The 24,818-nt window shown below is 52.7% G+C and carries 21 protein-coding genes; 6 read left to right on the plus strand and 15 right to left on the minus strand.

Going from position 1 to position 24,818, the window contains the following annotated elements:
* Positions 1-6: 6 nt before the first annotated feature.
* The 5 genes from recC to AC07U6_RS07600 all read right to left on the minus strand — a co-directional run bounded on the left by recC (position 7) and on the right by AC07U6_RS07600 (position 5,199).
* Positions 7-3,375 (minus strand): exodeoxyribonuclease V subunit gamma, encoded by a 3,369-nt coding sequence (gene recC, locus AC07U6_RS07580; protein ID WP_494763679.1) that lies wholly within the window; start codon positions 3,373-3,375, stop codon positions 7-9.
* A gap of 91 nt (positions 3,376-3,466) precedes the next feature.
* The gene (locus AC07U6_RS07585) at positions 3,467-3,784 is read right to left on the minus strand and encodes a prepilin-type N-terminal cleavage/methylation domain-containing protein (protein WP_494763680.1); all 318 of its coding nucleotides are present in this window, start codon (positions 3,782-3,784) and stop codon (positions 3,467-3,469) included.
* Complete coding sequence (locus AC07U6_RS07590; protein WP_494763681.1) at positions 3,753-4,190, minus strand: DUF2509 family protein; 438 nt, start codon at positions 4,188-4,190, stop codon at positions 3,753-3,755. The genes AC07U6_RS07585 and AC07U6_RS07590 overlap by 32 nt, the downstream gene beginning before the upstream one ends.
* Positions 4,190-4,738 carry a prepilin peptidase-dependent protein gene (locus AC07U6_RS07595; RefSeq protein WP_494763682.1) on the minus strand — a complete coding sequence of 183 codons (549 nt, stop codon included), beginning with the start codon at positions 4,736-4,738 and terminating at the stop codon, positions 4,190-4,192. Before AC07U6_RS07595 ends, AC07U6_RS07590 begins: the two co-directional genes overlap by 1 nt.
* Positions 4,729-5,199, minus strand: coding sequence for a prepilin peptidase-dependent protein (locus tag AC07U6_RS07600; RefSeq protein WP_494763683.1), 471 nt, complete (start codon positions 5,197-5,199; stop codon positions 4,729-4,731). The genes AC07U6_RS07595 and AC07U6_RS07600 overlap by 10 nt, the downstream gene beginning before the upstream one ends.
* Before the next feature lie 271 nt (positions 5,200-5,470).
* Between AC07U6_RS07600 and ddpX the strand changes: the two genes are divergently transcribed.
* Complete coding sequence (ddpX, locus tag AC07U6_RS07605) at positions 5,471-6,040, plus strand: D-alanyl-D-alanine dipeptidase (protein ID WP_494763684.1); 570 nt, start codon at positions 5,471-5,473, stop codon at positions 6,038-6,040.
* Between the two features lie 38 nt (positions 6,041-6,078).
* On the opposite strand, the gene thyA is transcribed toward ddpX, so the two are convergent.
* The 4 genes from thyA to rppH all read right to left on the minus strand — a co-directional run bounded on the left by thyA (position 6,079) and on the right by rppH (position 10,689).
* The gene (gene thyA, locus AC07U6_RS07610; protein ID WP_494763685.1) at positions 6,079-6,873 is read right to left on the minus strand and encodes a thymidylate synthase; all 795 of its coding nucleotides are present in this window, start codon (positions 6,871-6,873) and stop codon (positions 6,079-6,081) included.
* On the minus strand, positions 6,870-7,748 hold the full coding sequence (lgt, locus tag AC07U6_RS07615) for a prolipoprotein diacylglyceryl transferase (protein WP_494763686.1): 879 nt from the start codon (positions 7,746-7,748) through the stop codon (positions 6,870-6,872). The genes thyA and lgt overlap by 4 nt, the downstream gene beginning before the upstream one ends.
* Positions 7,749-7,902: 154 nt before the next feature.
* Entirely contained in the window at positions 7,903-10,149 is a 2,247-nt protein-coding gene (gene ptsP, locus AC07U6_RS07620; protein WP_494763687.1) for a phosphoenolpyruvate--protein phosphotransferase, read from the minus strand.
* A 12-nt stretch (positions 10,150-10,161) separates the two neighbouring features.
* Entirely contained in the window at positions 10,162-10,689 is a 528-nt protein-coding gene (gene rppH, locus AC07U6_RS07625) for an RNA pyrophosphohydrolase (RefSeq protein WP_123331008.1), read from the minus strand.
* Positions 10,690-11,374: 685 nt separating this feature from the next.
* Between rppH and mutH the strand changes: the two genes are divergently transcribed.
* The 3 genes from mutH (at position 11,375) to AC07U6_RS07640 (ending at position 13,683) form a co-directional block, all read left to right on the plus strand.
* Entirely contained in the window at positions 11,375-12,061 is a 687-nt protein-coding gene (gene mutH, locus AC07U6_RS07630; protein WP_494763688.1) for a DNA mismatch repair endonuclease MutH, read from the plus strand.
* Positions 12,062-12,206: 145 nt separating this feature from the next.
* Complete coding sequence (locus AC07U6_RS07635; protein WP_494763689.1) at positions 12,207-12,422, plus strand: YgdI/YgdR family lipoprotein; 216 nt, start codon at positions 12,207-12,209, stop codon at positions 12,420-12,422.
* Between the two features lie 220 nt (positions 12,423-12,642).
* Positions 12,643-13,683 (plus strand): NADP(H)-dependent aldo-keto reductase, encoded by a 1,041-nt coding sequence (locus AC07U6_RS07640; RefSeq protein ID WP_494763690.1) that lies wholly within the window; start codon positions 12,643-12,645, stop codon positions 13,681-13,683.
* A 116-nt stretch (positions 13,684-13,799) separates the two neighbouring features.
* On the opposite strand, the gene lplT is transcribed toward AC07U6_RS07640, so the two are convergent.
* Together lplT and aas are read right to left on the minus strand one after the other, a co-directional pair.
* Entirely contained in the window at positions 13,800-15,014 is a 1,215-nt protein-coding gene (gene lplT / locus AC07U6_RS07645; protein WP_494763691.1) for a lysophospholipid transporter LplT, read from the minus strand.
* Positions 15,007-17,163, minus strand: a complete 2,157-nt coding sequence (gene aas, locus AC07U6_RS07650) for a bifunctional acyl-ACP--phospholipid O-acyltransferase/long-chain-fatty-acid--ACP ligase (RefSeq protein ID WP_494763692.1) — start codon at positions 17,161-17,163, stop codon at positions 15,007-15,009. Before aas ends, lplT begins: the two co-directional genes overlap by 8 nt.
* Before the next feature lie 542 nt (positions 17,164-17,705).
* Between aas and AC07U6_RS07655 the strand changes: the two genes are divergently transcribed.
* Entirely contained in the window at positions 17,706-17,957 is a 252-nt protein-coding gene (locus AC07U6_RS07655) for a hypothetical protein (RefSeq protein WP_494763693.1), read from the plus strand.
* Between the two features lie 274 nt (positions 17,958-18,231).
* Positions 18,232-18,486 carry a hypothetical protein gene (locus tag AC07U6_RS07660; RefSeq protein WP_494763694.1) on the plus strand — a complete coding sequence of 85 codons (255 nt, stop codon included), beginning with the start codon at positions 18,232-18,234 and terminating at the stop codon, positions 18,484-18,486.
* Positions 18,487-18,605: 119 nt separating this feature from the next.
* Here the strand turns inward: AC07U6_RS07660 and AC07U6_RS07665 are convergent, their stop codons facing one another.
* The 4 genes from AC07U6_RS07665 to AC07U6_RS07680 all read right to left on the minus strand — a co-directional run bounded on the left by AC07U6_RS07665 (position 18,606) and on the right by AC07U6_RS07680 (position 24,655).
* Positions 18,606-20,009, minus strand: coding sequence for an efflux transporter outer membrane subunit (locus tag AC07U6_RS07665; RefSeq protein ID WP_494763695.1), 1,404 nt, complete (start codon positions 20,007-20,009; stop codon positions 18,606-18,608).
* Entirely contained in the window at positions 19,999-23,124 is a 3,126-nt protein-coding gene (locus AC07U6_RS07670; protein WP_494763696.1) for an efflux RND transporter permease subunit, read from the minus strand. The genes AC07U6_RS07665 and AC07U6_RS07670 overlap by 11 nt, the downstream gene beginning before the upstream one ends.
* A gap of 9 nt (positions 23,125-23,133) precedes the next feature.
* Positions 23,134-24,258: an efflux RND transporter periplasmic adaptor subunit gene (locus tag AC07U6_RS07675; RefSeq protein ID WP_494763697.1), complete on the minus strand. Its 1,125-nt coding sequence runs from the start codon at positions 24,256-24,258 to the stop codon at positions 23,134-23,136.
* Positions 24,259-24,466: 208 nt separating this feature from the next.
* A complete protein-coding gene (locus AC07U6_RS07680) occupies positions 24,467-24,655 on the minus strand; it encodes a toxin-antitoxin system HicB family antitoxin (protein ID WP_494763698.1) in 189 nt (62 codons plus the stop codon).
* Positions 24,656-24,818: the final 163 nt, after the last annotated feature.

Consider the following 24,818-nt stretch of genomic DNA (forward strand, 5'->3'; position numbering starts at 1 on the left):
CAAATACTATACAGAACGGTGCGCCTTAAGCAGCGGTAAAAGCCAGCGCTCAGCATGCCCGGTCATGGCCTGCAGGTGCGTTTCATCCAGCGTACGGATCACCCGTTGCAGATAGGGATCGCAGCCTTCACCCTCAATCTGATAATTCCCCTGCCAGCGCGCCAGCAGCTTGTTACGTGCTTTTTTCTGCACGGCATCATCATGCAGCAGCTCAGCAGATGATTCATCGTAACTTTCTTGCAGCCAGGCCGCACCCGATTCAGTCAGCAGCAGCGGCGAGCACATACCCTCACAGTAACCCTCAACGTAATGTGCCAGCTGATGCAGGGCGTCAGCTGCCGCAACCGCCGGGAATCGCCATTCGCTGTCGTTGCGACCCAGCATCAGGCTGGTACCGTTGCCTCCCATCGCGCAGTAGACCAGGTGTTCCAGCCACAGGGTAAGGCCATCCTTAAAGTTGAGATTGCCCGGGCGCCAGCGTAACAGTCCACTGTCCTGCACCTGAGCAAGCCAGCCGGTAAGCAAAACACCGTCAACCAGCAGTGAAATTTCCTGGCTTTCCGCCGCCGCCCGCTGTTCACGCACGCGATTGGCCAGCACGTTCATTTCCTGCTCCTGCTCTTCCCAAATCAGTTCGCCAAAAGCACCGTAGGGCAAAGCCCCTGAAGCGCGCTGCCGGGCATAGAGACGGGAACTGTCCTCTCCTTCAATCAGGCTGTTCAACAGCTGCGCATTCATCTGATAACGCGTCAGGCCATCCAGTGCAAAAGGCTCTGCGTCCGGCAATTCCATCTCTTCCAGCCTGAAACTGACGCCCAGCCGCATGCTGAAAAATGCCCTGACCGGATGCCGCCAGAAGCGTACCAGCCGCTCAAAACTTAGCGTATCAAGCTTTTCCGCAGCTAACGGCTGCATAAACGGCGGATGAGCAATACCCGATGCTTTAGCGGCAGGTAACCACTCTTCAGCAAAACTTCTGAACTCAGAATTTGCACTGAAGTTTTCGGCCGCAAAGGGCATTCTGCTGTTCAGGTGATGCAGATGGCGCGCCACGTTTTGCGCACTGCGGTCAACATCCAGCGAACGGTCTTCGGGCAGGCAGAAGCTCTGACAGATGTACTCCACTAATTCACTGACCAGCACAGAGGGATATCGTTCCGTATTATCCTGAATTGAACGGGCTATATAGCTGATATACAGCTGCTGCTGCGCTGAATTTAGCGCTTCCAGGAACAGATAGCGGTCATCATCGCGGCGGCTGCGATCGCCTTTTTGCAGCTGTTTACTCATTAAATCAAAGCCAAGCGGTGGCAGCGTCCGTGGATAAATACCGTCGTTCATGCCCAGCAGGCACACCACCTTGAAGGGAATGGAGCGCATCGGCATCAGGGTACAGAAGTTCACCGGCCCCGCCAGGAAACGCTGGCTGATACGCTGCTGATCGAGCCGGGAGACCAGTTCATCACGCAGTACGGTTAGCGGTACGGCCTGCTGATAACCGGCCTCAACGCCGTAGCCAATCACCTGCTTCCACTGTTCTTCAATCAGCGTTAGCGCCGCTTCCGTTTCGGCATCACAAACAAAGAAATCATCTAACAACTGGCGACAGAGCGGCAGCCAGTGTGCCAAATCGCTGGTTTCATCCAGCCAGCGCCGCCAGCGATGCAGCTGCATTAGTAACTCGGCCAGATTCCCCGCCAGTTCCGCAATCAAACCACTGGACTCATCATAGGGCAGGATTCCCTGCCACTCCCCGGCATCACTGTTCATCGCATAGCCCAGCAGCATTCGCGTCAGGCCGAAGTGCCAGGTGTGCTGTCCCGTAGCGGGCAGGTCCAGTTCGCGGACGTTGTCATCATCCAGGCCCCAGCGAATACCGGATTCAGCAACCCAGTGGCGCAGCAGGCGCAGCCCCTCTTCATCAATAGCAAAGCGCCCCGCCACTGCCGGAACTTCAAGCAGTGCCAGGACATCTTCAGCGGTGAAGCGGCTGTCAGGCAGGCTCAGTAGCGAAATAAACGCCTGAAGCGCGGGGTGAACCTGACTGGCGCGGCGATCGGAAATGGCAAACGGCAGCGCACGCTCCGGTGGCGCATTACCAAATACCGCCTGAATAAAAGGCGTATAGGCGTCAATATCAGCCACCATGACGATGATATCGCGCGGGGTCAGCGCCGGATCGTCGGCCATCATCGCCAGCAGACGATCCTGCAAAATTTCAACCTCGCGCTGCGGGCTGTGGCACTGATGGATCACAATTGACCGATCCTCCGGCGCCAGCAGGCGTTTGGCTTCACTGCTTTCCCATTCGCTTTTTTTCAGCCCGATAACCGCGTTATCCTCCAGCTCCAGCAGATCCCGTTTCAGTGTTTGCAGCAGGTTTACCGGTTCAAGATCGACAAAGGCGAAGACCTCATTCGGCTCTATCTGCGCCAGCAGGTAGAGATTATCGCGCCCCAGCTTGCCCCACGAAGCCAACAGAGGATTACTTAGCTGCTGCTCTCCGGCATCGTTAAACAGTGTTGATGCGCTATCAGCATCACGGAACTGCGGGATCTCACGATTATCCTGATAGTGCCTCCGATTGCGGCTTTGTAGCCTGGCCAGGAACGCGTAATCCTGAATATCTCCCCAGTAATGACGGCAGGGATTGGTAAGCAGCAGATGAATGTCGATATGTTTACCCAGCGCGCTCAAGGCCTGCAAGTAAACCGGTGGCAGTGCCGATATTCCGCAGATAAATACCCGATCGGGCAAATTCGGCGGGCGCGTCGGGCTGTTTTCAAGCCGCTGAATAAAACGCTGATAGAGGTTGGCACGGTGCCATTCAGGCTGCCCAAGCTGATGGGTATATTCAACCAGTGCCGCCCACAGCGGAGCCTGCCAGACCTGCGCCTCGCCAAGCCCCTCGGTCAGTTCACCTTTTTCCCATCCGTTAAGCCACTGCGGACGATACACCAGATACTGGTCAAACAGGTCGGCGACTCTGGAGGCCAGCTGGAACAGCTTGCGCTTATCGTCGTCATCGCTGAGGTAATTACGCAGCGTTGCGAAAGCCTCTCCCGGCAGCATCTCAGGGAGGATCGCCATCAGCTTCCAACTCATACCGGACTTGCTGAATGCGCTCTCACGTGGAATATCCGGCAGCACGCGAACAAACATATCCCATATAAAGCTGGCGGGCAGCGGGAAATCAATATTAGCAGCGATGCCAAAATCTTCGGCCAGCGACATTTGCAGCCACTGTGCCATGCCGGGGCTCTGAACCAGCACCACTTCCGGATTCAGCGGGTTAGGCAAAGGCCGATTTTTTATCTGCCATGATGCCAGCGTCTTTAGCAGATCCAGCTGATTGGAGTGGTAAACAGTGAACATAACCGACAGATTCTCAACGTAAGAGGGTTTAATTTCCTGAAGGGTACTCTACCTCCACAGGATGAACATTGGAAATGTAGCGCTGCTGCAGTCAATTATCCACCGCCGGGCAGCGCAACTGAACCAGTTCGGCTCTGCGACCCGCTGGGCTTACCGTTTTTGCCATCAGCAGCAGGCATCCGACAGGGCCATTCTTCTGCTGCAACTGTGCCTGCCATCCCTCCAGCGGATTACCCTGCAGCAGTTGCCGGGCATTACGCCATGCGCTGCGCTGCTGCCACTGCTGTTGGCCCCCCTCTGCCAGCACCAGCTGATAGCGCATCAGAGCCGCGATGCTGACGCTAAACAGCAGGAGGGCAAACAGCGTTTCTATGAGGCTAAATCCCCGTTGATTGCAATGCAGATTCATCACACAGCCTCCCGTCTGGCAGTGGGCAGTAATCCAGCCAGCCATGGGGGACCGCGCTAATTTTTCCTCCGGTACGTCTGCTAACCCAGCGATACAGAGACAACGTCCCAATGCCACTGTCACCGCGCAGCAGGATTCCGGAGGCGTGGCTAAGCAGACAGGTACGCCACGTATACTGCGGTTCAAGCTGACAGTGCCAGCCTTCATCAGCATTGAGCCACGTCAAGCGCTCTCCCCACGCCAGCGCGGAAACTGCATCGGTGTACTCGAGGATATAGTGCCGTTCATCACTGACCAGGCTGAGATTATCACTTAACTGCTGGCGGGTAGCGTGCAGCAATGCCGTGCCCATAAGTAGAATGATCATCACCATCAGCAGCACGCTGCTTCCCTGTTGCGAATGCATTATAAATTCTCCGCCACCAGCCAGTGCTCAATATGCTGGACCAGAGCCGGCCAGGCGCTGGAGCTTCCCTTCAGCATCACGCGAACCTGTTGCCGGTTACGAAGAACCCTGAACTCCTCAATGGTGATAACTCGGGGATCGTTCAACTTCTCCCAACCTCCGCCCCCACAGCGGTCAACGCCGCGCTGCATTTCCAGATTTTTCGATCTCAGGCGAAAGCCGTAGTAATCGCTGTCTTCTCGCCCGGAGCTCTCCCATTGTCCATTGCTGTTTTCATCCCAGCGCACCAGCAGACAACTGCCTCCGTTCTGAATCTGCAGCGCGTCCCCACTACAGCGACCGTGGCAGTAGCCTGCCCGCCGAACGGATTTTTCCAGTGTCTGCATAATCTGCTGCAGCTCTTCATTGAGCTGAACCTGCATCTGCAAGCGCAAATTATGCTGCTGCAATAACGGTAACGTTCGCGCAGCACCGAGCATGATTACGCTGCCAATCGCCATCGACAGCAGTGTCTCAAGTAAGGTAAATCCCCCCGCATTCATCGGCATCCTTCCTCTGATACTGAGCAAATGCGCACCCTGCCACGCGAAGAAACAATGATTCGCCGTTCACCGGCATCGCTCGCAATAGTGATATTCCCGGGGCGGGCGGTATTCTTCACACCATAGAACCCGATTTCCGCTGTCATTGAGCGTATGCTGACTTCCGGCCAGGGAGCCCGCAGCGTAAACCGGGCTTGCAAAGGACAGACATCATCAGGACGGGTTCCGCCCCCCAGACACCAGTATCTACCCGACTTAAGCCAGACGATCCTATCGGCGTTATGCCACCAGGCATCGCTGCGCAGGCGCAATAGCAGCCGCTGAATCTGCTGCGCGCTGTCATTAAGCTGACGTAGCTGCTGCCACCGCTGCCATCCCTGCCATGATCCCAGGCTCAGCACGGCAATAAGCGCTATTACCATCATCAGTTCCAGCAATGTGAACCCCGCTGATTGCGTTATTTTCATCAGCCCAGTGTTGGCTTTTATGCTTCAGGCTGCCAGTGGCCCCTTGTGGGCTTGCGCGTTATCTTCCAGGCTAAATACGCATTCTCATTGGTATTCATTCTCGCTGCGGGACGTTACGCATTTTTGCCAACAAGTCTCATACCATCGCCGGATTCGCTTAGCACCGCCGGTGAGAAAGACTAAGATGCCTGAGCGAGTTAAGTGTGCCAGAGCTGAAAAATCCCTGGGTAGAGTCAGCACGTCAGATCCGAGCAGAACCAAGAGAGATAAAATGGATGAGATTCACATGATCGATATTGCCACCTCGCTGCCACAGGTGAAGATCGATTTAAAATATGCCACGGCGGATAACATTACCGGTCAGCCAATCTACTGCGAACACCGCTGCCTGTTGCACCCGGATGCTGCCGCCGCGTTGGCTCGCAGTGTACATATTGCCGCGATTGCGGGCTTTACGCTGTTGATTTATGACGCCTACCGCCCGCAGAAAGCCCAAATGAATCTGTGGCAGGCCTGCCCGAACCCTGACTATGTTATTCCCGTTACGCAGGGGTCGAATCACTCTCGTGGTACCGCCGTGGACGTCACGCTGATTGATGAGCTGGGGAATATTGTGAATATGGGCAGTGGATTTGATGAGATGCATGAACGTTCACATCCGTGGCATCCTTCCGTACCGGCGCAGGCATTACGTAACCGACTGATGCTCAGTGCAATTATGCTGGAGGGAGGTTTTCAAGGAATTGCAACGGAATGGTGGCACTTTGAGCTGCCGCAGGCGGCTGGCTATCCGCTACTGACGGATATTTTTGACTGTTATCCACCGCAGTCCGCGGCGTGAAGCATTCCCCGGTATCATTCATACCGGGGATAGCATTTTTACACGGCTACCGGGGCTTTGATCGCCGGATGCGGATCGTAGCCAACGATTTCGAAATCATCGAAACGATAGTCAAAAATAGAGACCGGTTTACGTTTAATCACCAGCTGCGGCAGTGCACGCGGTTCACGGCTCAGCTGCAGGCGAGTCTGTTCCAGGTGGTTGCTGTACAGGTGAGTATCTCCCCCGGTCCAGACGAAATCACCCACTTCCAGATCGCACTGCTGCGCCATCATATGCACCAGTAGCGCATAGCTGGCAATATTAAACGGCAGCCCGAGGAAGATATCGCACGAGCGCTGGTATAGCTGGCAGGAAAGCTTGCCGTCCGCTACGTAAAACTGGAAGAAAGCGTGGCACGGTGCCAGCGCCATCTCATCCAGTTCACCCACGTTCCACGCGGAAACGATAATACGGCGAGAATCGGGATCGCTTTTAAGCTGCTCAACAACTTTGCTCAACTGATCGATCTGGCGGCCATCCGGGGTACCCCAGCTGCGCCACTGCTTGCCGTAGACCGGGCCGAGATCGCCGTTTTCATCAGCCCACTCGTCCCAGATCGAAACGTTATTTTCTTTCAGATAAGCGATATTTGTATCGCCATTGAGGAACCACAGCAGCTCATGAATGATGGAGCGCAGATGACACTTCTTGGTCGTGACCAGCGGAAACCCGTCCTGCAGATTGAAACGCATCTGATGACCGAAGACTGACAGCGTACCCGTTCCGGTACGATCGTTTTTCGGTGTGCCCTGCTCAAGGACATGCTGCATTAATTCCAGATACTGTTTCATTTTTCCTCACGAAGTTGCTGCTGCGGGCGGCGGCGATACGCCCAGATCATCATAATCACGCCGGCCAGAATCATCGGCACGGAGAGGATTTGCCCCATGCTGATGCCGCTGAACAGACCAAGCTGCTGATCGGGCTGGCGGAAGAACTCAATAATAATACGGAAAGCGCCATAGCCAATCAGGAACAGACCGGAGGCGGCTCCCATTGGGCGCGATTTGCGGATAAAGACATTCAGAATGATAAACAACACGATCCCTTCCAGAATCAGCTCATAGAGCTGTGAAGGGTGGCGCGGCAGCACACCGTAGGTCGCCAGCAGAGACTGCCATTCTGGATGAGTAGATACCAGCGCAATATCTTCACTGCGTGAGCCCGGGAACAGCATGGCCCAGGGCAGATTAGGGTCAACGCGGCCCCACAGCTCGCCGTTGATAAAGTTGCCGAGACGGCCAGCTCCCAGACCAAACGGGATCAGCGGAGCGATAAAGTCTGAAACCTGGAAGAAGGTACGCTTGGTTCTGCGGGCAAAGATCAGCATCACCACGATCACACCAATCAGGCCGCCGTGGAATGACATACCGCCGTCCCAGACCTTAAACAGATACAGTGGGTTATCGAGGAACAGCGGCATGTTGTAAAAAAGGACATAGCCGATACGGCCGCCGAGGAATACACCGAGGAATCCCGCATAGAGCAGATTTTCAACTTCCTCTTTTTTCCAGCCGCTGCCTGGCTTATTAGCCCGACGTACGGCCAGCCACATAGCGAAAACAAAACCAACCAGATACATCAGCCCGTACCAGTGAAGAGACACAGGGCCGATAGAGAAGATCACCGGATCAAATTGGGGGAAAGCCAGATAGCCGTTATTCATCTTTCACCATTTTTAAATTCTGTCCTGACGGGCAGGCGACGGAATATGTAGACGCGTGCGCACATAGCGCTGCTTAAGGCTGCGCATCATAGCATAATGCGAATTATTCCGGTCCGGCGTAACTGTAAACTTTGTTAAGCACCGGATCGGATGACTATTTTCCGCCCCGGATCAGACCACCCAGCCCTCTGCGCTCCATAAAGGCCGCAATCAGTTGACGGACTTCACTGGTGTGTGGCGCTTCAAGACCACGCTGGGCAAGTTCCCGGGCTTCTGACTGGTCGATATGGCGAAGTAAATACTTTACGCGCGCCACATTACGGCCGTTCATGCTGAGATGGAAATAACCCATACCGATCAGCATAACCACGCACATCGGATCGCCCGCCATTTCACCACACAGGCAGAGTTCTACCCCTGCACGACTGGCTTCCTGTCCAATACTGTGCAATGCACGAAGTACTGCCGGATGCAGGCTATCGTAAAGACTGGCAACCCGGGTGTTGTTACGATCTACGGCCAGCAGGTACTGGGTCAAATCGTTGGTGCCAACGGAGACGAAATCGACACGATCCCGCAGATGGCTCAGCATAAAGATCATCGACGGAACTTCGATCATCACCCCAAGGCGCGGGCGCGGAATAGCATAGCCCAGCATTTCTTCCACCTCGCGCCCCGCCCTGTCGAGCAGTCGCCGCGCCTCGTCGATCTCCTCAAGGCTGGTAATCATCGGCAGCAGGATACTCAGGTTTCCGCTGGCAACGTTCGCCCGCAGCATCGCACGCAGCTGAACAAGAAAGATCTCGGGCTGATCGAGCGTCAGGCGAATACCCCGCCATCCCAGAGAGGGATTTTCTTCACTGATCGGCATATAGGGCAGCTGCTTGTCGGCACCAATATCCAGCGTGCGCAATGTGACCGGCTTATCCAGAAACAGCTGCAGCATTCCCTGATACTGTGCAACCTGCTCTTCTTCCGAAGGAAAACCGTTCTGTAACATAAACGGAATCTCGGTACGATAAAGGCCAACGCCGTCTACCCGGCTACCAAGGGGATGTTCATGTTCAGCACTCAAACCAGCATTAAGCATGACTTTCACCGGTTCGCCGCTTCTAAGCGCGCCCGGCTGCTCAACCAGGCCTTCTGCCAGCTGGCTTAATTCATTTTCTTCGCTGATCAGCCGCTGATATTCCTGCACCAGCACCGGTTCGGGATCAACGAGCAGCTCGCCGCGATAACCATCGACGATGAGCAAGCGTCCCTTCATCAGGTCTGGCTGAATATCAGCCCCCATCACCGTGGGGATGCCCATGGCACGAACCATGATCGCCGCATGGGAGTTAGCGGCACCATCGCGTACGACAACCCCCGCCAGCCTTTCATGCGGCAGCTCAGCCAGGGTGGTAGCGGTCAGTTCGTCGGCCACCAGCACAAAGCGTTCAGGCCAGGTATTGGTACCTTGAATAGTATCGTCGAGGTGAAACAGCAGGCGCTGCCCGAGAACGCGTAAATCACCGGACCGCTCCCGCAGGTAGCTGTCCTGCAGGCTGGCAAACTGTGCAGCAAATTTCTCTATAACCTTTTTTACCGCCCACTCCGCTACCGAGCCCGCATCAATTTCCGCCAGCAGATCTTTTTTCAGCCGCGCATCACTGAGCAGATGTGAATAGAGATCGAAAATCGCCGCACTTTCTTTATGCATACTGGCGGTAAAGCGCTTGCTGTAGCGGCGAAACTCATTTGATGCCTCGGCCATCGCCAGCGCCAGCCGTTCGCGTTCGCGCACCGAATCCAGCGTTGATGCGGCGGAAACATGCTCCAGTGAAGGCTGTGAGGAATCCACCCAACCTTCAGCCACCGCAACGCCGGGCGAGGCCGCCAGCGCTTTAATGCGCGTCTGCCGGTATTGCCCAAAAAGAACATTTAGCTGCGACTGAGAAAGAATCGCCGCCATCTGCGTGGCAAGGGTAACCAGAAACGACTCTTCGCTTTCATCAAACTGGCGATGTTCGCGCTGTTGAACCACCAGAACGCCCTGCAACTGGCGTCGGCTTATGATCGGTACGCCAAGAAATGAACGAAAACGCTCTTCTTTCACCGAAGGGATAAATTTGAAACTGGGGTGCTTTTGCGCATCGGCGAGGTTGATAGGTTCGGCCAGGCGGCCAACCAGCCCGACAATGCCTTCATCAAATGCCAGGGCGACAGTACGCCCACGCGGCTTTTTCAGCCCACGCGTTGCCATCAGGTAGTAACAGCGGCGTTCATGATCGGCCAGATAAACCGAGCAAACCTCGATATCCATGGCCAGACAAATCTCATTAACCAGAATATCCAGCGCCTCGGTAAGCCGGGGCGCTGCCGCCACTTTCTCAACTATTTCGCGTAGTTGTGTGAGCATAATCTACGTGGCTTAACCTCTCTTCCTTCGAAAGCCTTGCGTATTTCTCTGCGCGGTATTCTCCTGCAGGGGCATAACCACGCTGGCAAACTCTTTCATTACGCGGCGGTAAACATCGCGTTTAAAAGAGACCACCTGGCGCACCGGATACCAGAAACTGACCCAGCGCCAGCCGTCAAACTCCGGCGTGCTGCTGGTTTGCATATTGATATCCGCGTCATTGCACAACAGCTGCAGAAGAAACCACTTCTGTTTTTGGCCGATACAAACCGGCTTTGTGTCCCAACGCACCAAACGTTTTGGCAATTTATATCGTAACCAGTTACGGGTAGATGCAAGGATGCGAACATCCTTACGGCTCAAACCGACTTCCTCGAAAAGTTCGCGGTACATCGCCTGTTCCGCCGTCTCGCCAGGATTAATCCCTCCCTGAGGAAACTGCCAGGAGTGTTGGCCATAGCGCCTTGCCCACACAACCTGTCCCTGCCTGTTACAAATTACGATACCAACATTCGGGCGGTAGCCATCATCATCGATCACCGGACTACCTCAAACTAAAACTGGATGTTCTGATTGTTTCACACTCCTTACAGGCGGTAAACCACTGGTTTGTGCCTGTTAGTCGGCGTCGATCTTGGATAACTGCTTCCACCAGGCCGAGTTATAAACAGAAACAGGGGCAAAAAAGCGATCTTATTCACGTTTTCTGTGGATAGCTTTGTGCAGAACTCAGTTAACAGATGGGGAAAACTTTGTTCAACGTTTGGAAATACCTCGCACAAAAAAGAAATAACCCTAGATTAATCATAAACTTTAACGACGTTTTCACGCTAAATCATACGTTGTCATGATGCCGTCACAGACGGGCTTCTGGCAACTGGCGAAAGATCGAACACCAAATGGTTTATCCACAGAATATGTTGATTAGTTGCACATGAAAGGGGCTAAAGTTGCCAAAACCCCCTGCGTCAAGGCTGTAAATTGAAACAGTATTATTTTTAAATGTGAGTTATCCCATTTTTCTGTGGATAACTACGTAGAAGATCCTGTTCACTGTCGGTGACAAGGTGGGTAAAACTTGTTTGAGTATGGGCCCCCCCCCTTCAATAGGGGCAATAAAAAACATGATTTATCATGCTATTATTATGCTTACCCCCAGAATTAGCGTTAAGCCGTGTAACGCCGGAACTGAGAGGTTGTTTTTTAAACAGATTTGGATATCGCAATGACAGGTGCTCCTTTCCTCGTTCCTCCCCCTCGTGATGAAACCGAACTGGTGGCCAGAGCCACTGCGCTTGCCGGTTATACTCTCGGAGAACTTGCCCAGCGTATAAGTTTACCGATTCCGCGAGATCTTAAACGAGACAAGGGCTGGGTGGGGATGCTACTGGAACGTTATCTTGGTGCCAGCGCAGGCAGTAAGCCGGAGCAGGATTTTGCCGAGATTGGCGTAGAGCTAAAAACGATTCCCGTGGATGCTGGCGGGCGTCCGCTTGAAACCACCTTCGTTTGTGTCGCACCGTTGACCGGTAATAGCGGCGTCACCTGGCAAAACAGCCACGTGCGACATAAGCTCGAGCGCGTACTGTGGATACCGGTTGAGGGCGAACGAACTATTCCACTGGCAGAGCGCCACGTTGGCGCACCGCTGCTCTGGAGCCCCAATAGTGAAGAGGAACAACAGCTACAACGCGACTGGGAAGAGCTGATGGATATGATTGTGCTGGGTCAGGTTGAACAAATCACCGCCCGCCACGGCGAGGTTTTGCAAATCCGCCCCAAGGCGGCGAACAGTAAAGCGCTGACCGAGGGTATTGGCCGCCATGGGCAACCCATTGTGACCCTGCCGCGCGGCTTTTATCTGAAAAAAACCTTCACGGCAGCGCTGCTGGCCCGCCATTTTTTACTGTAGTTTTCCTGCTGATTTGCGGAAAATTATCCGAATGTCAATAATACGCACCACATGCAGTCCATTTTCAGACTGATGAAATTATCACTACAGGGAAAATAGTTTATTACTACACTCAACACAGTAATAAATATTAAGGGGGGCAAGTATGAAGTGGATGTTAGGTATTGCGGCGCTGAGTGTATCAATGCTGGTTAGTGGCTGCAGTAGCGACTACGTGATGGCGACCAAAGACGGCAAAATGATTATGACCGACGGTAAGCCAAGTATTGATAAAGAAACTGGACTGGTGAAATACGTTGATGAATCCGGCCATGAAATACAGATTAACAGCGATGAAATCTCTTCGATCGTTGAGCGCTAAACCCTGATTTGCCATCTGGCGCTGATATTTCAGATGGCAAACGATATGCTTTCCTCTCTCTGACGGGTAATCCCTCTTTCACCTCCCGCACCTGGCGGTTATAGTCGAAAACCGGGTTCTGATTCTGTAAGCACAGACGTCGCAATCTATTGCCACTATCCCCTGTTGCGGACGCAGCTGATGTCCCTGACCTTTTAATAATGAAAAAAGGAAGCCTGCCATGCATTATCACCGTATCCCCCACAGCACACTTGAAGTCAGCTCTCTTGGCCTGGGTACCATGACGTTTGGGGAACAAAACAGCGAAGCCGATGCGCATGCCCAGCTTGATTTGGCGCTTAGCCGCGGCATAAATCTGATTGACACAGCAGAGATGTACCCGGTGCCGCCGCGCCCGGAAACCCAGGGGTTAACTGAAAAATATATTGGCAGCTGGCTGAAAGCGCGCGGCTGCCGCGACAAAATCGTACTGGCTTCTAAAGTGGCGGGTCCGGTACGCGGTGCGGATGCCTCGATTCGCCCCAATCAGGCATTGGATCGCAAAAATATTCGTGAAGCGCTGGACGCCAGCCTGAAAAGACTCAACACGGACTATATCGATTTATACCAGCTGCACTGGCCTCAGCGTCAGACCAACTATTTCGGCAAGCTGAACTATCAGTATACCGATAACACCGCGCAGGTGACGCTGCTGGAAACCCTGGAAGCACTGACCGAACAGGTTCGCGCTGGAAAGATTCGTTACATCGGAGTTTCAAACGAAACGCCATGGGGCGTGATGCGCTACCTGCAGCTGGCCGAAAAACATGAGCTGCCGCGAATCGTCAGTATCCAGAACCCTTACAGCCTGTTAAACCGCAGCTTCGAGCTGGGACTGGCAGAAATCAGCCAGCATGAAGGTGTGGAACTGCTGGCCTACTCCAGCCTGGCTTTTGGTACGCTGAGTGGAAAGTATCTGAACGGCGCGAAGCCTGCGGGTGCGCGCAATACGCTGTTCAGCCGCTTTACACGCTACAGCGGCGAGCAGGCTCAGTTAGCAATTAGCGAGTATGTTGCGCTGGCGCAGCGCCACGGACTCGATCCTTCGCAAATGGCGCTGGCATTTGTGCGTCAGCAACCGTTCGTTGCCAGCACGCTGCTGGGAGCAACAACGCTGGAACAGCTCACTGTTGATATTGACAGTTACGGCCTGACTCTGGATGCCGAAATTATTGACGAGCTGGAAGCAATCCACCGCCGTTATACTTATCCCGCACCTTAACGGATTTGCATAAATGTTTGCGGGGCCAACAGGCCCCGCATCAGCACATCAGCACATCAGCACATCAGCACATCAGCACATCAGCACATCAGCACATCAGCATTATGAAACGCTGATTATGAAGCAACAGCCTTACGCTTCTGCGCCAACTGCCAGCCCCACAGAACGGCGATAGCCAGTGCAAACAGTGCACCAAACCCGACGCCGGTTGCAACCGGTGGTGCGCCCAGCTTAATTGCAAGGGAATAAAGCCCCAGCATCACCAGCATCGCCGTATTTTCACCAAGGTTCTGCACCGCAATCGCATTCCCGGCCCCCACCGTCTGCTTACCGCGCATTTGCAGCAGCGCATTCAGCGGTACCACAAAGAAACCGCCCAGCATTCCGATGATCGCCAGCAGCACGTAGGCGTTCAGCGCCGTATGCTGTAATGAGAAAGCCACCACCGCAACACCGATTAACACACCAGCAGGCATACAGCGCCCGACGGTTTTCAGCGTCACCAGTTTCGCTGCCGCTGCGGCACCAAACACAATGCCGACAGCAACCATCGCATTGAGCATCGTTGGGGTTTTATTGTCGGTGATACCCAGCGCCACCGGCACCCACAGTACCAGCAGAAAGCGCAGCGTAACTCCCGCCCCCCAGAAAAGGCTGGTGCCGACCAACGAGAAGCGAGTTTCACCGTCTCGCCACAGCACGCGGCAGGCGCGGAAGAAGCTGGAGGACATCGCGGCGGGTCGCCAGGACTGGCCGCTGCGGGCCGCTGCCAGTTTCGGGATCATCAGGTTAGCAACGACCGCCAGCGCATAGGCGGCGACACAGGCCAGCAGTGCACTGGTCAGGTTGAGGTCGGCAAGATAACCCCCGGCGACGGAGCCAAGCAGGATAGCGGCAATTGTCGAGGACTCCATCAGGCCGTTGGCTTTTACCAGCGTTTCACCATCAGTCAGCTCACCCAGAATCCCGTACTTGGCCGGGGAATAGGCTGCCGCACCAATGCCAACCAGGCCATAGCCGAGGAAGGGGTCCAGCCCAACGCAGATTGTCAGTGCGCCGAGCAGCTTGAGGCCGTTGGCAAACATCATCACCCGGCCTTTCGCAAAACTGTCGGCCACCTGGCCCACAAAAGGAGCCAGAACGATATAGGTGGCAACGAAGACCATCTGCAGAATCGGCTGGCTCCAGTCGGGATAGACCAGCTGCTTCAGCACCGCCAGAGTAGCGAACAGCAGGGCATTATCACCAAAAGCGGAGAGGAACTGGGCGGCAATCACCGCGATCATTCCCTTCGACAATAATGGTTTTGATCCGGCAATCTGGCTATTCATGAGTCTCCTCTGGCCGTTCGGCCATTTCACGCAGCGTAACAAAATCCGTCTTGCCGCTGCCGAGCATCGGTAACTGTTTCAGCACCCGAATATCGCGCGGGATCGCCAATTCAGGGCTACCCAGCTCACGTGCCGCACGCTGTAAACGTTCGCGAGTCAATTCGCCGTCGGTGGTAAACAGCACCAGAGCTTCACCGCGATTGCCGTCCGGCTTAATCGTCGCCGCATGCTGTTTTTCATCAGACGCCTTCAGCGCAATCAGCTCTACGCTCTCCAGCGAAACCATTTCACCGGCGATTTTCGCAAAACGCTTCACGCGCCCCTGGATCTGGCAGAAACCAGCATCGTCAAAGCTGACGATATCACCCGTATCGTACCAGCCGCTCTCCATCCGCCCCTCACCGTTATCCGCCTGTGGTGCTTCAAGAACGCCAGGACGTTCAACGCGTAAATAACCTTTCATAATGTTTGGGCCACTAAGCTGCAGCAGCCCGCCTTCTTCAATACCGGGCACGGAAATCAGCCGTGAATCCATTCCCGGCAGGATGCGGCCAACGGTATGCGATCGCGCGGCCATCGGCACGTTAATCGCCACCACCGGCGCGCACTCGGTCACACCATAGCCTTCCAGGATGCGGATACCAAACTTCTCAAACCAGGCATCACGCGTGCTCTGCTGCAGCTTTTCAGCCCCGGCCACCACGTAACGCAGGCGGGCAAAATCATACGGCTGGGCAAAACGAGCATAGTTACCGAGGAAGGTTGAGGTACCGAACAGCACGGTACAGTTACGATCGTAGACCAGCTCCGGCACAATGCGATAGTGCAGCGGACTGGGATAGAGGAAGACCTCAGCACCGGTCATCAATGGCGTAAACAATCCCACGGTCAGACCAAAGGCGTGGAACAGCGGCAGCGCGGACATAAAGCGATCGCGCGGAGTAAAATCAGCGACCGTACGGATCTGCTCGACGTTAGCCAGCAGGCTTTTATGGGAGTGAACAACCCCTTTTGGATGCCCCTCGGAACCTGAAGTAAACAGCACCATCGCGGCGTCTTCAGGCTGCTGCTTCACTTCTGCCAGTGACGGCATCAGCAAGCGACTGAGAACCCATAGTTTGTCCCGGGTGGTGACGGTATCTTTTAAATCTTCCAGAAATATCCACTTAATGTCGGGGATACCTTCCGGCAGATGCCACAACTTGCCTTTATCAAGAAACTGACGCGAGGTGAACACGGTTTTTACCTGAGCCGCCGTCAGTGCACTGGTAAGCCCTTTAACACCGGCGGTGTAATTGAGCATAGCGGGAATACGTCCACGCAGGGTTGCCCCCAGGATCGCTGCAGCAGTGACCGTTGCATTGGGCAACAGCAGGCCAACATATTCACCCTGCTGCGTGTAACGCTGCAGAATCCGGCCAACGCCCAGTGATTTTTTCAGCAGGCCGGTGTAGCTGTCTGGCGTAAAGTTAATGTCCTCGATGCAGGGTTTGAAGTATCCATAGCGCACACGTGCCGCCAGAAAAGCCTGATAAATCGTCTGACGAGGACGCACCGCCATCCGTGCTTCCATCATAATATGGTGCAAATGCTCTCCCGCCAGCCTGCGACGATCGCGGGCACGAGGAGCTTCCGGCATCGAAATCGTTGTTGCAGGTAATACGGTAAGAGAGATTTTTGGAAACAGGCGGCGTTTGAACACGCCGGCCAGGCGCCCGAAAGGCGTATATTCGGCGCCCTCAATACGAATCGGAACTACCGTTGCCTGCGATTTTGCCGCAACAAAACCCGCTCCGTCGTAGATTTTCATCAGCGAGCCAGTAACGGTAATGCGCCCCTCGGGGAAAATCACTACCGGCCGGCCCTGGGCAATCAGTTTCACCAGGTGCTTAATCGACATCGGTTTCGTCGGGTCGAGCGGCACAAAGTCAATAAAACGGCTCAGCCAGCGCATGTACCACTGCTCACTGATCGAGGTGTAAACGGCAAACACCGGTTTCACCGGCAGGAAAACGGCCAGCAGCATGCCATCAAGGAATGACATATGGTTTGGGGTGATTAACACCTTGTGCTTGTATAAGCCCGAAAGATCGCCCGTCAGTTGGGCCCGAAAAATCAACCGGAAGAGTAACTTAAGGAAAGAGATCACGTTGCCAGCTCCGTAGCAGGTTGCAAGATGAGTGTAACAATGCAAGATAAAGTAGCGTAACTCAACTTTTTAAATGTGAAATGAAGACGTTAGCTCTGGCAGGACTTCATTATTCTCACCCGTTCGATTGATGCATGTATTAGACATAAAGATAATCCCCGCCACTCAGCAATACTTTATTATTTAATTACAACCAGACCTCAGAATCAGAAATAAATAATAGATAAAATCCGCACTATTAACCAACCCAAAAATAAATCTTAAATCACCACAAATTGAAAAAAAACAAAGATTATTTCTGACACAATAACCCAAAGAAATTTAGAATTATCTGGATACAATAAAAACAAATCAAAAAAAATCTCCAAAAAGCATTTCAAAAAAATAACGAAGATAAACACTCATTTAAAAAAACCATACCACCATGGCTCCAGAGATAAAAAATCAAAAAAAAATTATTTACTTTTTCGCAGAAGGTTATGTACAATTCCCTTTCTGGCACATTCGCCAGAACTTCACTATAGAAATAAGGACATATCAAAATGAAAACATTAAACCAAGAACAAATGAACCATGTATCCGGTGCTGGCTCACTCGCTACTGGGGGTGTGGACTATAATAATTATAAAGACTTCGGAGAGTACTTAAGCGTTATGAAGACTAATAAACTTGATCCACTGAGCCCAAACGTTCCTGGCGTGCAGGAGGCTTACGAAAACTGGTGTAATGAAATGAATATCGACCCATTACGCTCAGCAACTATCAACGGTTGGTCGTCTTACAAAGGTCACTAATAAGCACGTTAAAAAGCCCGGAAATTCCGGGCTTTTTTGACAAAATTCAAATGACAGTCCTACAGCTCATGATAATTAACGGATAAAAAAACCAAAAAACCTGCCACTCATAACAATTCCCTAACAACCCAATAAACAAACCCTCAAAAAGATCAAACAATAAAAAGAAAAAAACGTCTAATTTAAATAAACGCACTATTATATAAAAATAAAAACAACCCTAGAATGCACCTGCTGTGAAAAAAGCAAATTCATTTAACCAAGGAGAATTAGAATGAAGGAATTATGCCAGACTGAAATGAATAACGTATCAGGTGCGGGTCTTCTGGAGAATATTCTTTACACCAACTATGACGATTTTGGTCAGTACCTCCAGTGGATGAAGCAACATCATATGAATCCGCTGTCTGTAACCGATTCTAAAACCGGACAACTACTCAGAGGCCTGGTTCCTGCATTTAATGCATGGTGTAACAAAACAGGAATTGATCCTGAGCTGATGGCTACCTCTATGGGTTGGAAAAAATAACCCAGTTCAGTATTAATAACTAATCGATGACCGGGTTTCCCCCTCTCGAAACCCGGCATGAATACGTAATATTTAGCGAAAAATCGATCAATACAGCAGAGTTTAAAACAGGCTTAATGCTATGATTTCCACCCTCCGCCCAGCGCTTTATAGAGCATTATCTGCTGAGTCAGCTGACCTAACCTGGTGGTAATTAATAGCTGCTGCGAACTGTATAACGATCGCTGCGCTACCAACACATTCAGAAAATTATCTACCCCTTCGCGATAGCGAATAGAAGCCAGATCGTAGTTTCTCTGACTTGCCTGTTCATCCAACTGACGTGCATACAGCTCATCTTTATAAGTTTCCTGACCAGCGAGTGCATCACCCACCTCTTTAAATGCTGTCTGAATCGTTTTTTCGTAGTCAGCAATTTCAATACGTTTTTGCAGCTTGGCAATATTCAGATTAGCGACGTTTTCTCCGCCTCGGAAAATCGGCAGATCAATAGCCGGACTAACGGCCCATGCCGCAGTACCACCGCTAAGCAAATCGCTCAGCCTGCCTGATGTCGATCCCCCCATTGCCGTCAGGCTGATACTGGGGAAAAATGCCGCACGCGCTGCGCCAATATTGGCATTCGCAGACAACAACGTATGCTCTGCAGCAATGATATCAGGGCGGTTGGTCAGTAGTTCTGAGGGCAAACCGGCCGGCGTTGCCGGGAAGTTCCACTCTTTTTGCAGGCTGGCTCCCGCCAGTAAATCCACAGGCAAATCGCTGCCGACCAGCAATGTCAGCGCATTCACATCCTGTCGGACCTGTCGGCTGTAGGTAGTCACATCCGCCTGGGCAATACGCACGAGGGATTCGGCCTGAACCAGATCCTGTTCGGTACTCATGCCCCCTTCGTAACTGCGTTTGATCAGATCATAAGAGTCCTGCTGGCTTTGTGCCGTGCTCTGCGCCAGTTTCAGCAGTTCATTATCCGAACAGAGCGACAGATAACTTGCCGCCACCTGCGAAATCAAACTGATGCGTGTTGCACGCTGGGTGGCGTCCATCGCCAGATAACGTTCCAGTGCGCTGTGACTGAGGCTACGCAGGCGACCAAAAAAGTCCAGTTCCCATGCGGTCACGCCGAAATTAGCATCAAACTGATGGTAGGTGACGCCACCGCCCGGCCCGGTATTGTAGAGGTTCCCCGGCAGGTGAGCGGCCGTTTCACCGGCATTAAGATCGACGGAAGGCATCAGCGCGGAACGAGCAACCGTTACCTGCGATCGCGCAACTTCAACATTCAGCGCCGCAACCCGCAAATCTCGGTTGTTCTCCAGTGCCTGGGCGATCAGTTTATGCATCACCGGATCGGTGAAAAAGTTTTGCCACCGGATATCTGCACCATTGCCGTTCAAATGCTGCCCCTGCTCTGTATAATGACCGGCAACAGGCAATGACGGTCGATGATAGTCAGGTTCCATCGTACAACCAACCAGCATCAGTACCGGCAACAGCCCCATTGATAAAGTCTTATGCATCATGGTTCTGCACCTCTTTTTCTTTTTTATTCCTGCCGGCGAATAGCTGCGAAACGACGACGTAAAACATCGGCACAAAATAAATCGCCAGGAAAGTCGCCGTAAACATGCCGCCCACAACGGCTGTACCAATCGAGTGCTGGCTCCCTGCACCCGCACCGTGTGAAATCGTTAGTGGCATCACACCGAGGATAAACGCCATCGAGGTCATAATGATTGGCCTGATACGAAGTTTTGCCGCCTCTGTTGCCGCTTCCACTAACCCCATCCCCTCTTTCTCATGAAGGTCTTTGGCAAATTCAACGATCAAAATAGCGTTTTTCGCCGCCAGCCCAACCGTCGTCAGCAGGCCAACCTGGAAGAACACATCGTTCTCTAATCCCCGCATCAACACGGCCAGCACGGTCCCCAATACCCCAAGCGGTACAACGAGGATAACGGAAAACGGTATTGACCAACTTTCATACAGAGCGGCAAGACAGAGAAACACGACGATCAGAGAGATCGTATACAGCGCAGGCGTTTGTGAACCCGACATCTGTTCTTCATATGACAACCCGTGCCACTCAACTTTAAATCCGGGGGGCAATTTGGCAGCAATCTCCTCGACCGCTTTTACGGCTTCCCCTGAACTGTATCCCGGGGCAGGCGATCCCATGATTTCTACTGCGGAAATACCGTTAAAGCGTTCATAGCGTGGAGAACCATACTGCCACTCGCCTTTACCGAAAGCCGTATAAGGCACCATCGTTCCGCTGCTGTTGCGGAAGTACCATTTTTTCAGGTCCTCCGGCGTTACGCGGGAACCGGCATTTCCCTGCACGTAAACTTTTTTAACGCGGCCGCCATAGGTGAACTGATTCACGTAACTCGACCCCCAGGCAATGGAGAGCGTGTCGTTGATATCACCAAGATTCAGGCCCAGCGCTCTTGCGCGCTCATCATCAATAATCAAGTGATACTGCGGTTCATCTTCCATGCCGTTAGGACGGGTGGCGAACAGGCGTTTATCTTTCGCCGCCATGGCCAAAAACTGATTACGGGCGGCCATCAATGCGGCATGACCTTTGTTTTGGGTATCCTGCAGGAAGAAGTCAAAACCGGTCGCGTTCCCTAACTCCATTACCGCTGGCGGTACAAGCGCATAAATCTTGGCGTCTTTTGATTTCGAAAAATGCGCCATCGCACGAGCTGCCAGCTTCTGGACCGACTGTTCGCTGTTACGTTCACTCCAGGGTTTCAACAGGACAAATGACATCGCGGTGTTCTCACCTCGCCCCGAGAAACTAAAGCCGTTAGGGGAGAATACGGACATGACCTCGGGATTTTTCAGCAGCCACTCTTCCATATCATTAATCACTTCCTGAGTACGTTCTGAGGAAGCGTTACCCGGCAGTGTCACCTGCATCATCAAAACACCCTGATCTTCATCCGGCAGGAATGAGGTTGGCACCCGCATAAACAGTACGCCAGTTGCAACAACCATCGCCAGATAGATAACCAGGAACAGGCTGCGGCGGGAAATCACCGTGCCGACACTCCTGGTGTACTTCAACGTACCGGCATCAAATTTACGATTGAACCAGCCGGCAATCCCTTTCTCTTTATGATCTTCAGAAGCGGGTTTTAAGATGGTTGCACAAAGCGCGGGAGTGAAAATCATCGCCATTAGCACCGAAAGCGCCATGGCGGAGACAATAGTGATTGAGAACTGGCGATAGATAACACCGGTAGAGCCTGCAAAGAAAGCCATCGGCAGCAATACTGCCGAAAGCACCAAGGCAATACCGAACAGGGCGCCCTGAATCTGCTCCATAGATTTGATTGTCGCGGCCTTGGGATCGAGCCCCTCCTCATGCATCACACGCTCAACGTTTTCCACCACCACGATCGCATCATCTACCAGCAGCCCGATAGCCAGTACCATCCCGAACATCGTCAGCGTATTAATCGTGTAGCCACAGGCCGCGAGCACACCGAAAGTACCCAGCAGTACCACGGGCACCACCATAGTGGTAATCAGCGTAGCGCGGAGGTTTTGCAAGAAGATCAGCATAACGAAAAACACCAGCACGATAGCTTCGAACAGCGTTTTCACAACCTCTTTAATCGATGCACTCACCACCGGCGAGGTGTCGTATGGATACTTAACTATCACGCCGGGCGGCAGCGACGGCATCGCATTTTCTACGGTTTGGCGCACACTATCGATGGCATCCAGCACGTTGGCTCCACTGGCCAGACGTAAGGCAATACCGGCGGAAGGTTTACCGTTGTACGTAGCTGAAATACTGTAATCCTGCGGCCCTAAATCAACTCCTCCCACATCACGTATGCGAACCTGTGAACCATCGGGATTCACTTTTAGCAGGATATTTTCAAACTGTGCGACCTTTTGGAAACGCGTTTTACCCACGATAGTGGCGCTGAATTTTGCTCCCTCAACCGAAGGCAGTCCCGCCAGCTTACCGCTTGATACCTGGACGTTTTGTTTGTTGATAGCGTTAGTCACATCGCTTGGAACCAGCTGAAACTGGTACAGCTTGGCCGGGTCCAGCCAGATACGCATGCCGTATTCTGACCCCAAGACGATAAAGTCACCCACGCCATTAGAACGCGCAATCGAGTCCTGGAGTTTCGATACCAGCAAATCGGCGAGGTCACCGTTACTCATCTGACCGCTGTCAGCAATCAGGCTGACCACCAGCATAAAGTTGGCCTGATATTTACGAACGTTGATCCCCTGCTTAACAACTTCATCGGGTAGCTGTGACTCGGCAAGTGACACTTTGTTTTGCACCTGAACCTGAGCAATATCGGGATTGGTACCCTGATTGAAGGTCACGATAATTGTTGCGCTGCCGTCGCTGTTACTTTGCGATTCGATATAGCGCAGGTTATCTATGCCGTTCAACTGCTGCTCAATAACCTGTACAGAGGTATTCTGAACCGTCTCGGCGCTGGCGCCGGGGTAGGTCACCTGTACAGAGATAGCCGGCGGAGAAATATTCGGATACTGGTTAATCGGCAGGGTAAAAATCGACAATCCCCCCATCAGCATCACCAGAATTGCCACAACCCAGGCAAAGACAGGGCGCTCAATAAAGAATTTAGACATCCGTTTTCCTTACTGCGCTGAGGGATCGGCAGTGGTTAAGTTAGCCCGCTTAAAGACTTTAGGCTGATGCTCACTGGGCGAAACCAGGCTGCCATTACGGACCAGCTGTAATCCATCAACAACAACCCGATCGCCCGACTTAAGTCCTTCAGTGACGAACCACTGGGAGTTAATCATCTCGCCGGTTTTAATAGCCTGCTCAACCACTTTATTATCTGCCCCAATTTTGTAGACATAAGGACGGCCTTTAGGGTCGTGCATAATGGACTGCTGCGGCACCAGTATTCCCTGATGATCGACACCCTGAGGTAGAACTGCGTGTACAAACATACCCGGCAGCAGCTCACGATTGGGATTCGGGAAAAATGCACGCATCGTAATGCTGCCGGTGGTTTCATCGACAGTCACTTCCGAGAACTCCAACTTGCCCATATGGGCGTAGTCTGAACCATCTTCCAGCGTCAGCTTAACTGCCGCGGCATTGTCCCCCACTGCCTGCAACCTGCCTTCGGCCAGCGCGCGCCGCTGACGCAACAACTGTAACGATGATTCACTAACGTCCACATAGATCGGGTCTAGCTGCTGGATAGTGGTGAGGTAATTACTTTGGCCATTGGTCACCAATGCGCCCTCGGTATATAACGAGCGCCCAATTCGGCCGGTGATCGGTGAACGAACGTTGGTATAGTTGAGATTAACCTGAGCAATTTCTAACTCTGCCTTCGCCTGCTTTTCTGCGGCAACGGCATCGTCATAGCTTTGTTTGCTGACGGCTCTGGCTTCCATCAGCGGTTTGTAACGCGTCGCCAGCTGGCGGGCATTTTCCAGTGTTGCCAGCGCCTTGTCGTAGGTCGCCTGGTAACTGGCGGGATCAATCAGATATAAGGGCTGCCCGGCCTTAACGTCACTTCCCTCAACAAACAGACGTTTGAGAATAATACCGCTAACCTGCGGCCGGACTTCGGCCGTCCTGACCGCTGTCGTCCTGCCAGGAAGTTGTGTAAATAGCGTGACTGGCTGACTTTTAAGTGTTGTAACACCAACATTAATCGGTTTTACCGTGCTGTCTGTGGTCCCCTGATCGCAGCCTGCAAGCATAAAAAACAGGCATAGAGGAAGTATCCTTGATCTCATATTTTAATCTCTTACTATAACCTTTAAATTTATTAACGAGAGTGATTATTCTCATAACAAGTGAGCAACGTACCGGGGAGCAAAGCCTTAACATGGTTGGGCTTACGTCAAATCTGTTTGCTTAATACGTTGAATGCCCTATAACGCTGGGTCACCAGTACGCTGGTTGCAGCCTGCTGCCTGAACATTTACGCAGGCTGTATCCTGATTAACCTTTGGGCTCAATTCCCCGCCGACGTAGTTCCCGTCGCGCCAGCTCCTTGAGCCAGCAGGCAAGGGTAATGTTGTCATCATCAGTCAGCGACTTAATCTGAACATGCAACTCCGGGTGAATACGCAGCTGAAAGGCTGCTGAACGTCCACCGACTTTAGGCGTCCTGTCTTTAAGTTTCGGCATAGTAATCAGCTCCTGGGAATAAGAACGCCCCTTGTCGCGCTACCAACACCATCAAGGGGCTGACACCGTTAACAGAATGCGATGCTTACGGTGCTGGAGGCAGCTTAGCCTTAATGTAATTAATTCTTTGGTGGATTCAGGTGAAAGATGTAAACAGAACATT

It is taken from the genome of Erwinia sp. GW821-FHT03D09 (genome assembly GCF_059420805.1).

What these genes read in the sequence shown, in the direction of transcription:
- recC (WP_494763679.1), bottom strand. Translation starts at nt 3,375, where the DNA reads ATGTTCACTGTTTACCACTCCAATCAGCTGGATCTGCTAAAGACGCTG.
- AC07U6_RS07585 (WP_494763680.1), bottom strand. Translation starts at nt 3,784, where the DNA reads ATGAATCTGCATTGCAATCAACGGGGATTTAGCCTCATAGAAACGCTG.
- AC07U6_RS07590 (WP_494763681.1), bottom strand. Translation starts at nt 4,190, where the DNA reads ATGCATTCGCAACAGGGAAGCAGCGTGCTGCTGATGGTGATGATCATT.
- AC07U6_RS07595 (WP_494763682.1), bottom strand. Translation starts at nt 4,738, where the DNA reads ATGCCGATGAATGCGGGGGGATTTACCTTACTTGAGACACTGCTGTCG.
- AC07U6_RS07600 (WP_494763683.1), bottom strand. Translation starts at nt 5,199, where the DNA reads ATGAAAATAACGCAATCAGCGGGGTTCACATTGCTGGAACTGATGATG.
- ddpX (WP_494763684.1), top strand. Translation starts at nt 5,471, where the DNA reads ATGGATGAGATTCACATGATCGATATTGCCACCTCGCTGCCACAGGTG.
- thyA (WP_494763685.1), bottom strand. Translation starts at nt 6,873, where the DNA reads ATGAAACAGTATCTGGAATTAATGCAGCATGTCCTTGAGCAGGGCACA.
- lgt (WP_494763686.1), bottom strand. Translation starts at nt 7,748, where the DNA reads ATGAATAACGGCTATCTGGCTTTCCCCCAATTTGATCCGGTGATCTTC.
- ptsP (WP_494763687.1), bottom strand. Translation starts at nt 10,149, where the DNA reads ATGCTCACACAACTACGCGAAATAGTTGAGAAAGTGGCGGCAGCGCCC.
- mutH (WP_494763688.1), top strand. Translation starts at nt 11,375, where the DNA reads ATGACAGGTGCTCCTTTCCTCGTTCCTCCCCCTCGTGATGAAACCGAA.
- AC07U6_RS07635 (WP_494763689.1), top strand. Translation starts at nt 12,207, where the DNA reads ATGAAGTGGATGTTAGGTATTGCGGCGCTGAGTGTATCAATGCTGGTT.
- AC07U6_RS07640 (WP_494763690.1), top strand. Translation starts at nt 12,643, where the DNA reads ATGCATTATCACCGTATCCCCCACAGCACACTTGAAGTCAGCTCTCTT.
- lplT (WP_494763691.1), bottom strand. Translation starts at nt 15,014, where the DNA reads ATGAATAGCCAGATTGCCGGATCAAAACCATTATTGTCGAAGGGAATG.
- AC07U6_RS07655 (WP_494763693.1), top strand. Translation starts at nt 17,706, where the DNA reads ATGAAAACATTAAACCAAGAACAAATGAACCATGTATCCGGTGCTGGC.
- AC07U6_RS07660 (WP_494763694.1), top strand. Translation starts at nt 18,232, where the DNA reads ATGAAGGAATTATGCCAGACTGAAATGAATAACGTATCAGGTGCGGGT.
- AC07U6_RS07665 (WP_494763695.1), bottom strand. Translation starts at nt 20,009, where the DNA reads ATGATGCATAAGACTTTATCAATGGGGCTGTTGCCGGTACTGATGCTG.
- AC07U6_RS07670 (WP_494763696.1), bottom strand. Translation starts at nt 23,124, where the DNA reads ATGTCTAAATTCTTTATTGAGCGCCCTGTCTTTGCCTGGGTTGTGGCA.
- AC07U6_RS07675 (WP_494763697.1), bottom strand. Translation starts at nt 24,258, where the DNA reads ATGAGATCAAGGATACTTCCTCTATGCCTGTTTTTTATGCTTGCAGGC.
- AC07U6_RS07680 (WP_494763698.1), bottom strand. Translation starts at nt 24,655, where the DNA reads ATGCCGAAACTTAAAGACAGGACGCCTAAAGTCGGTGGACGTTCAGCA.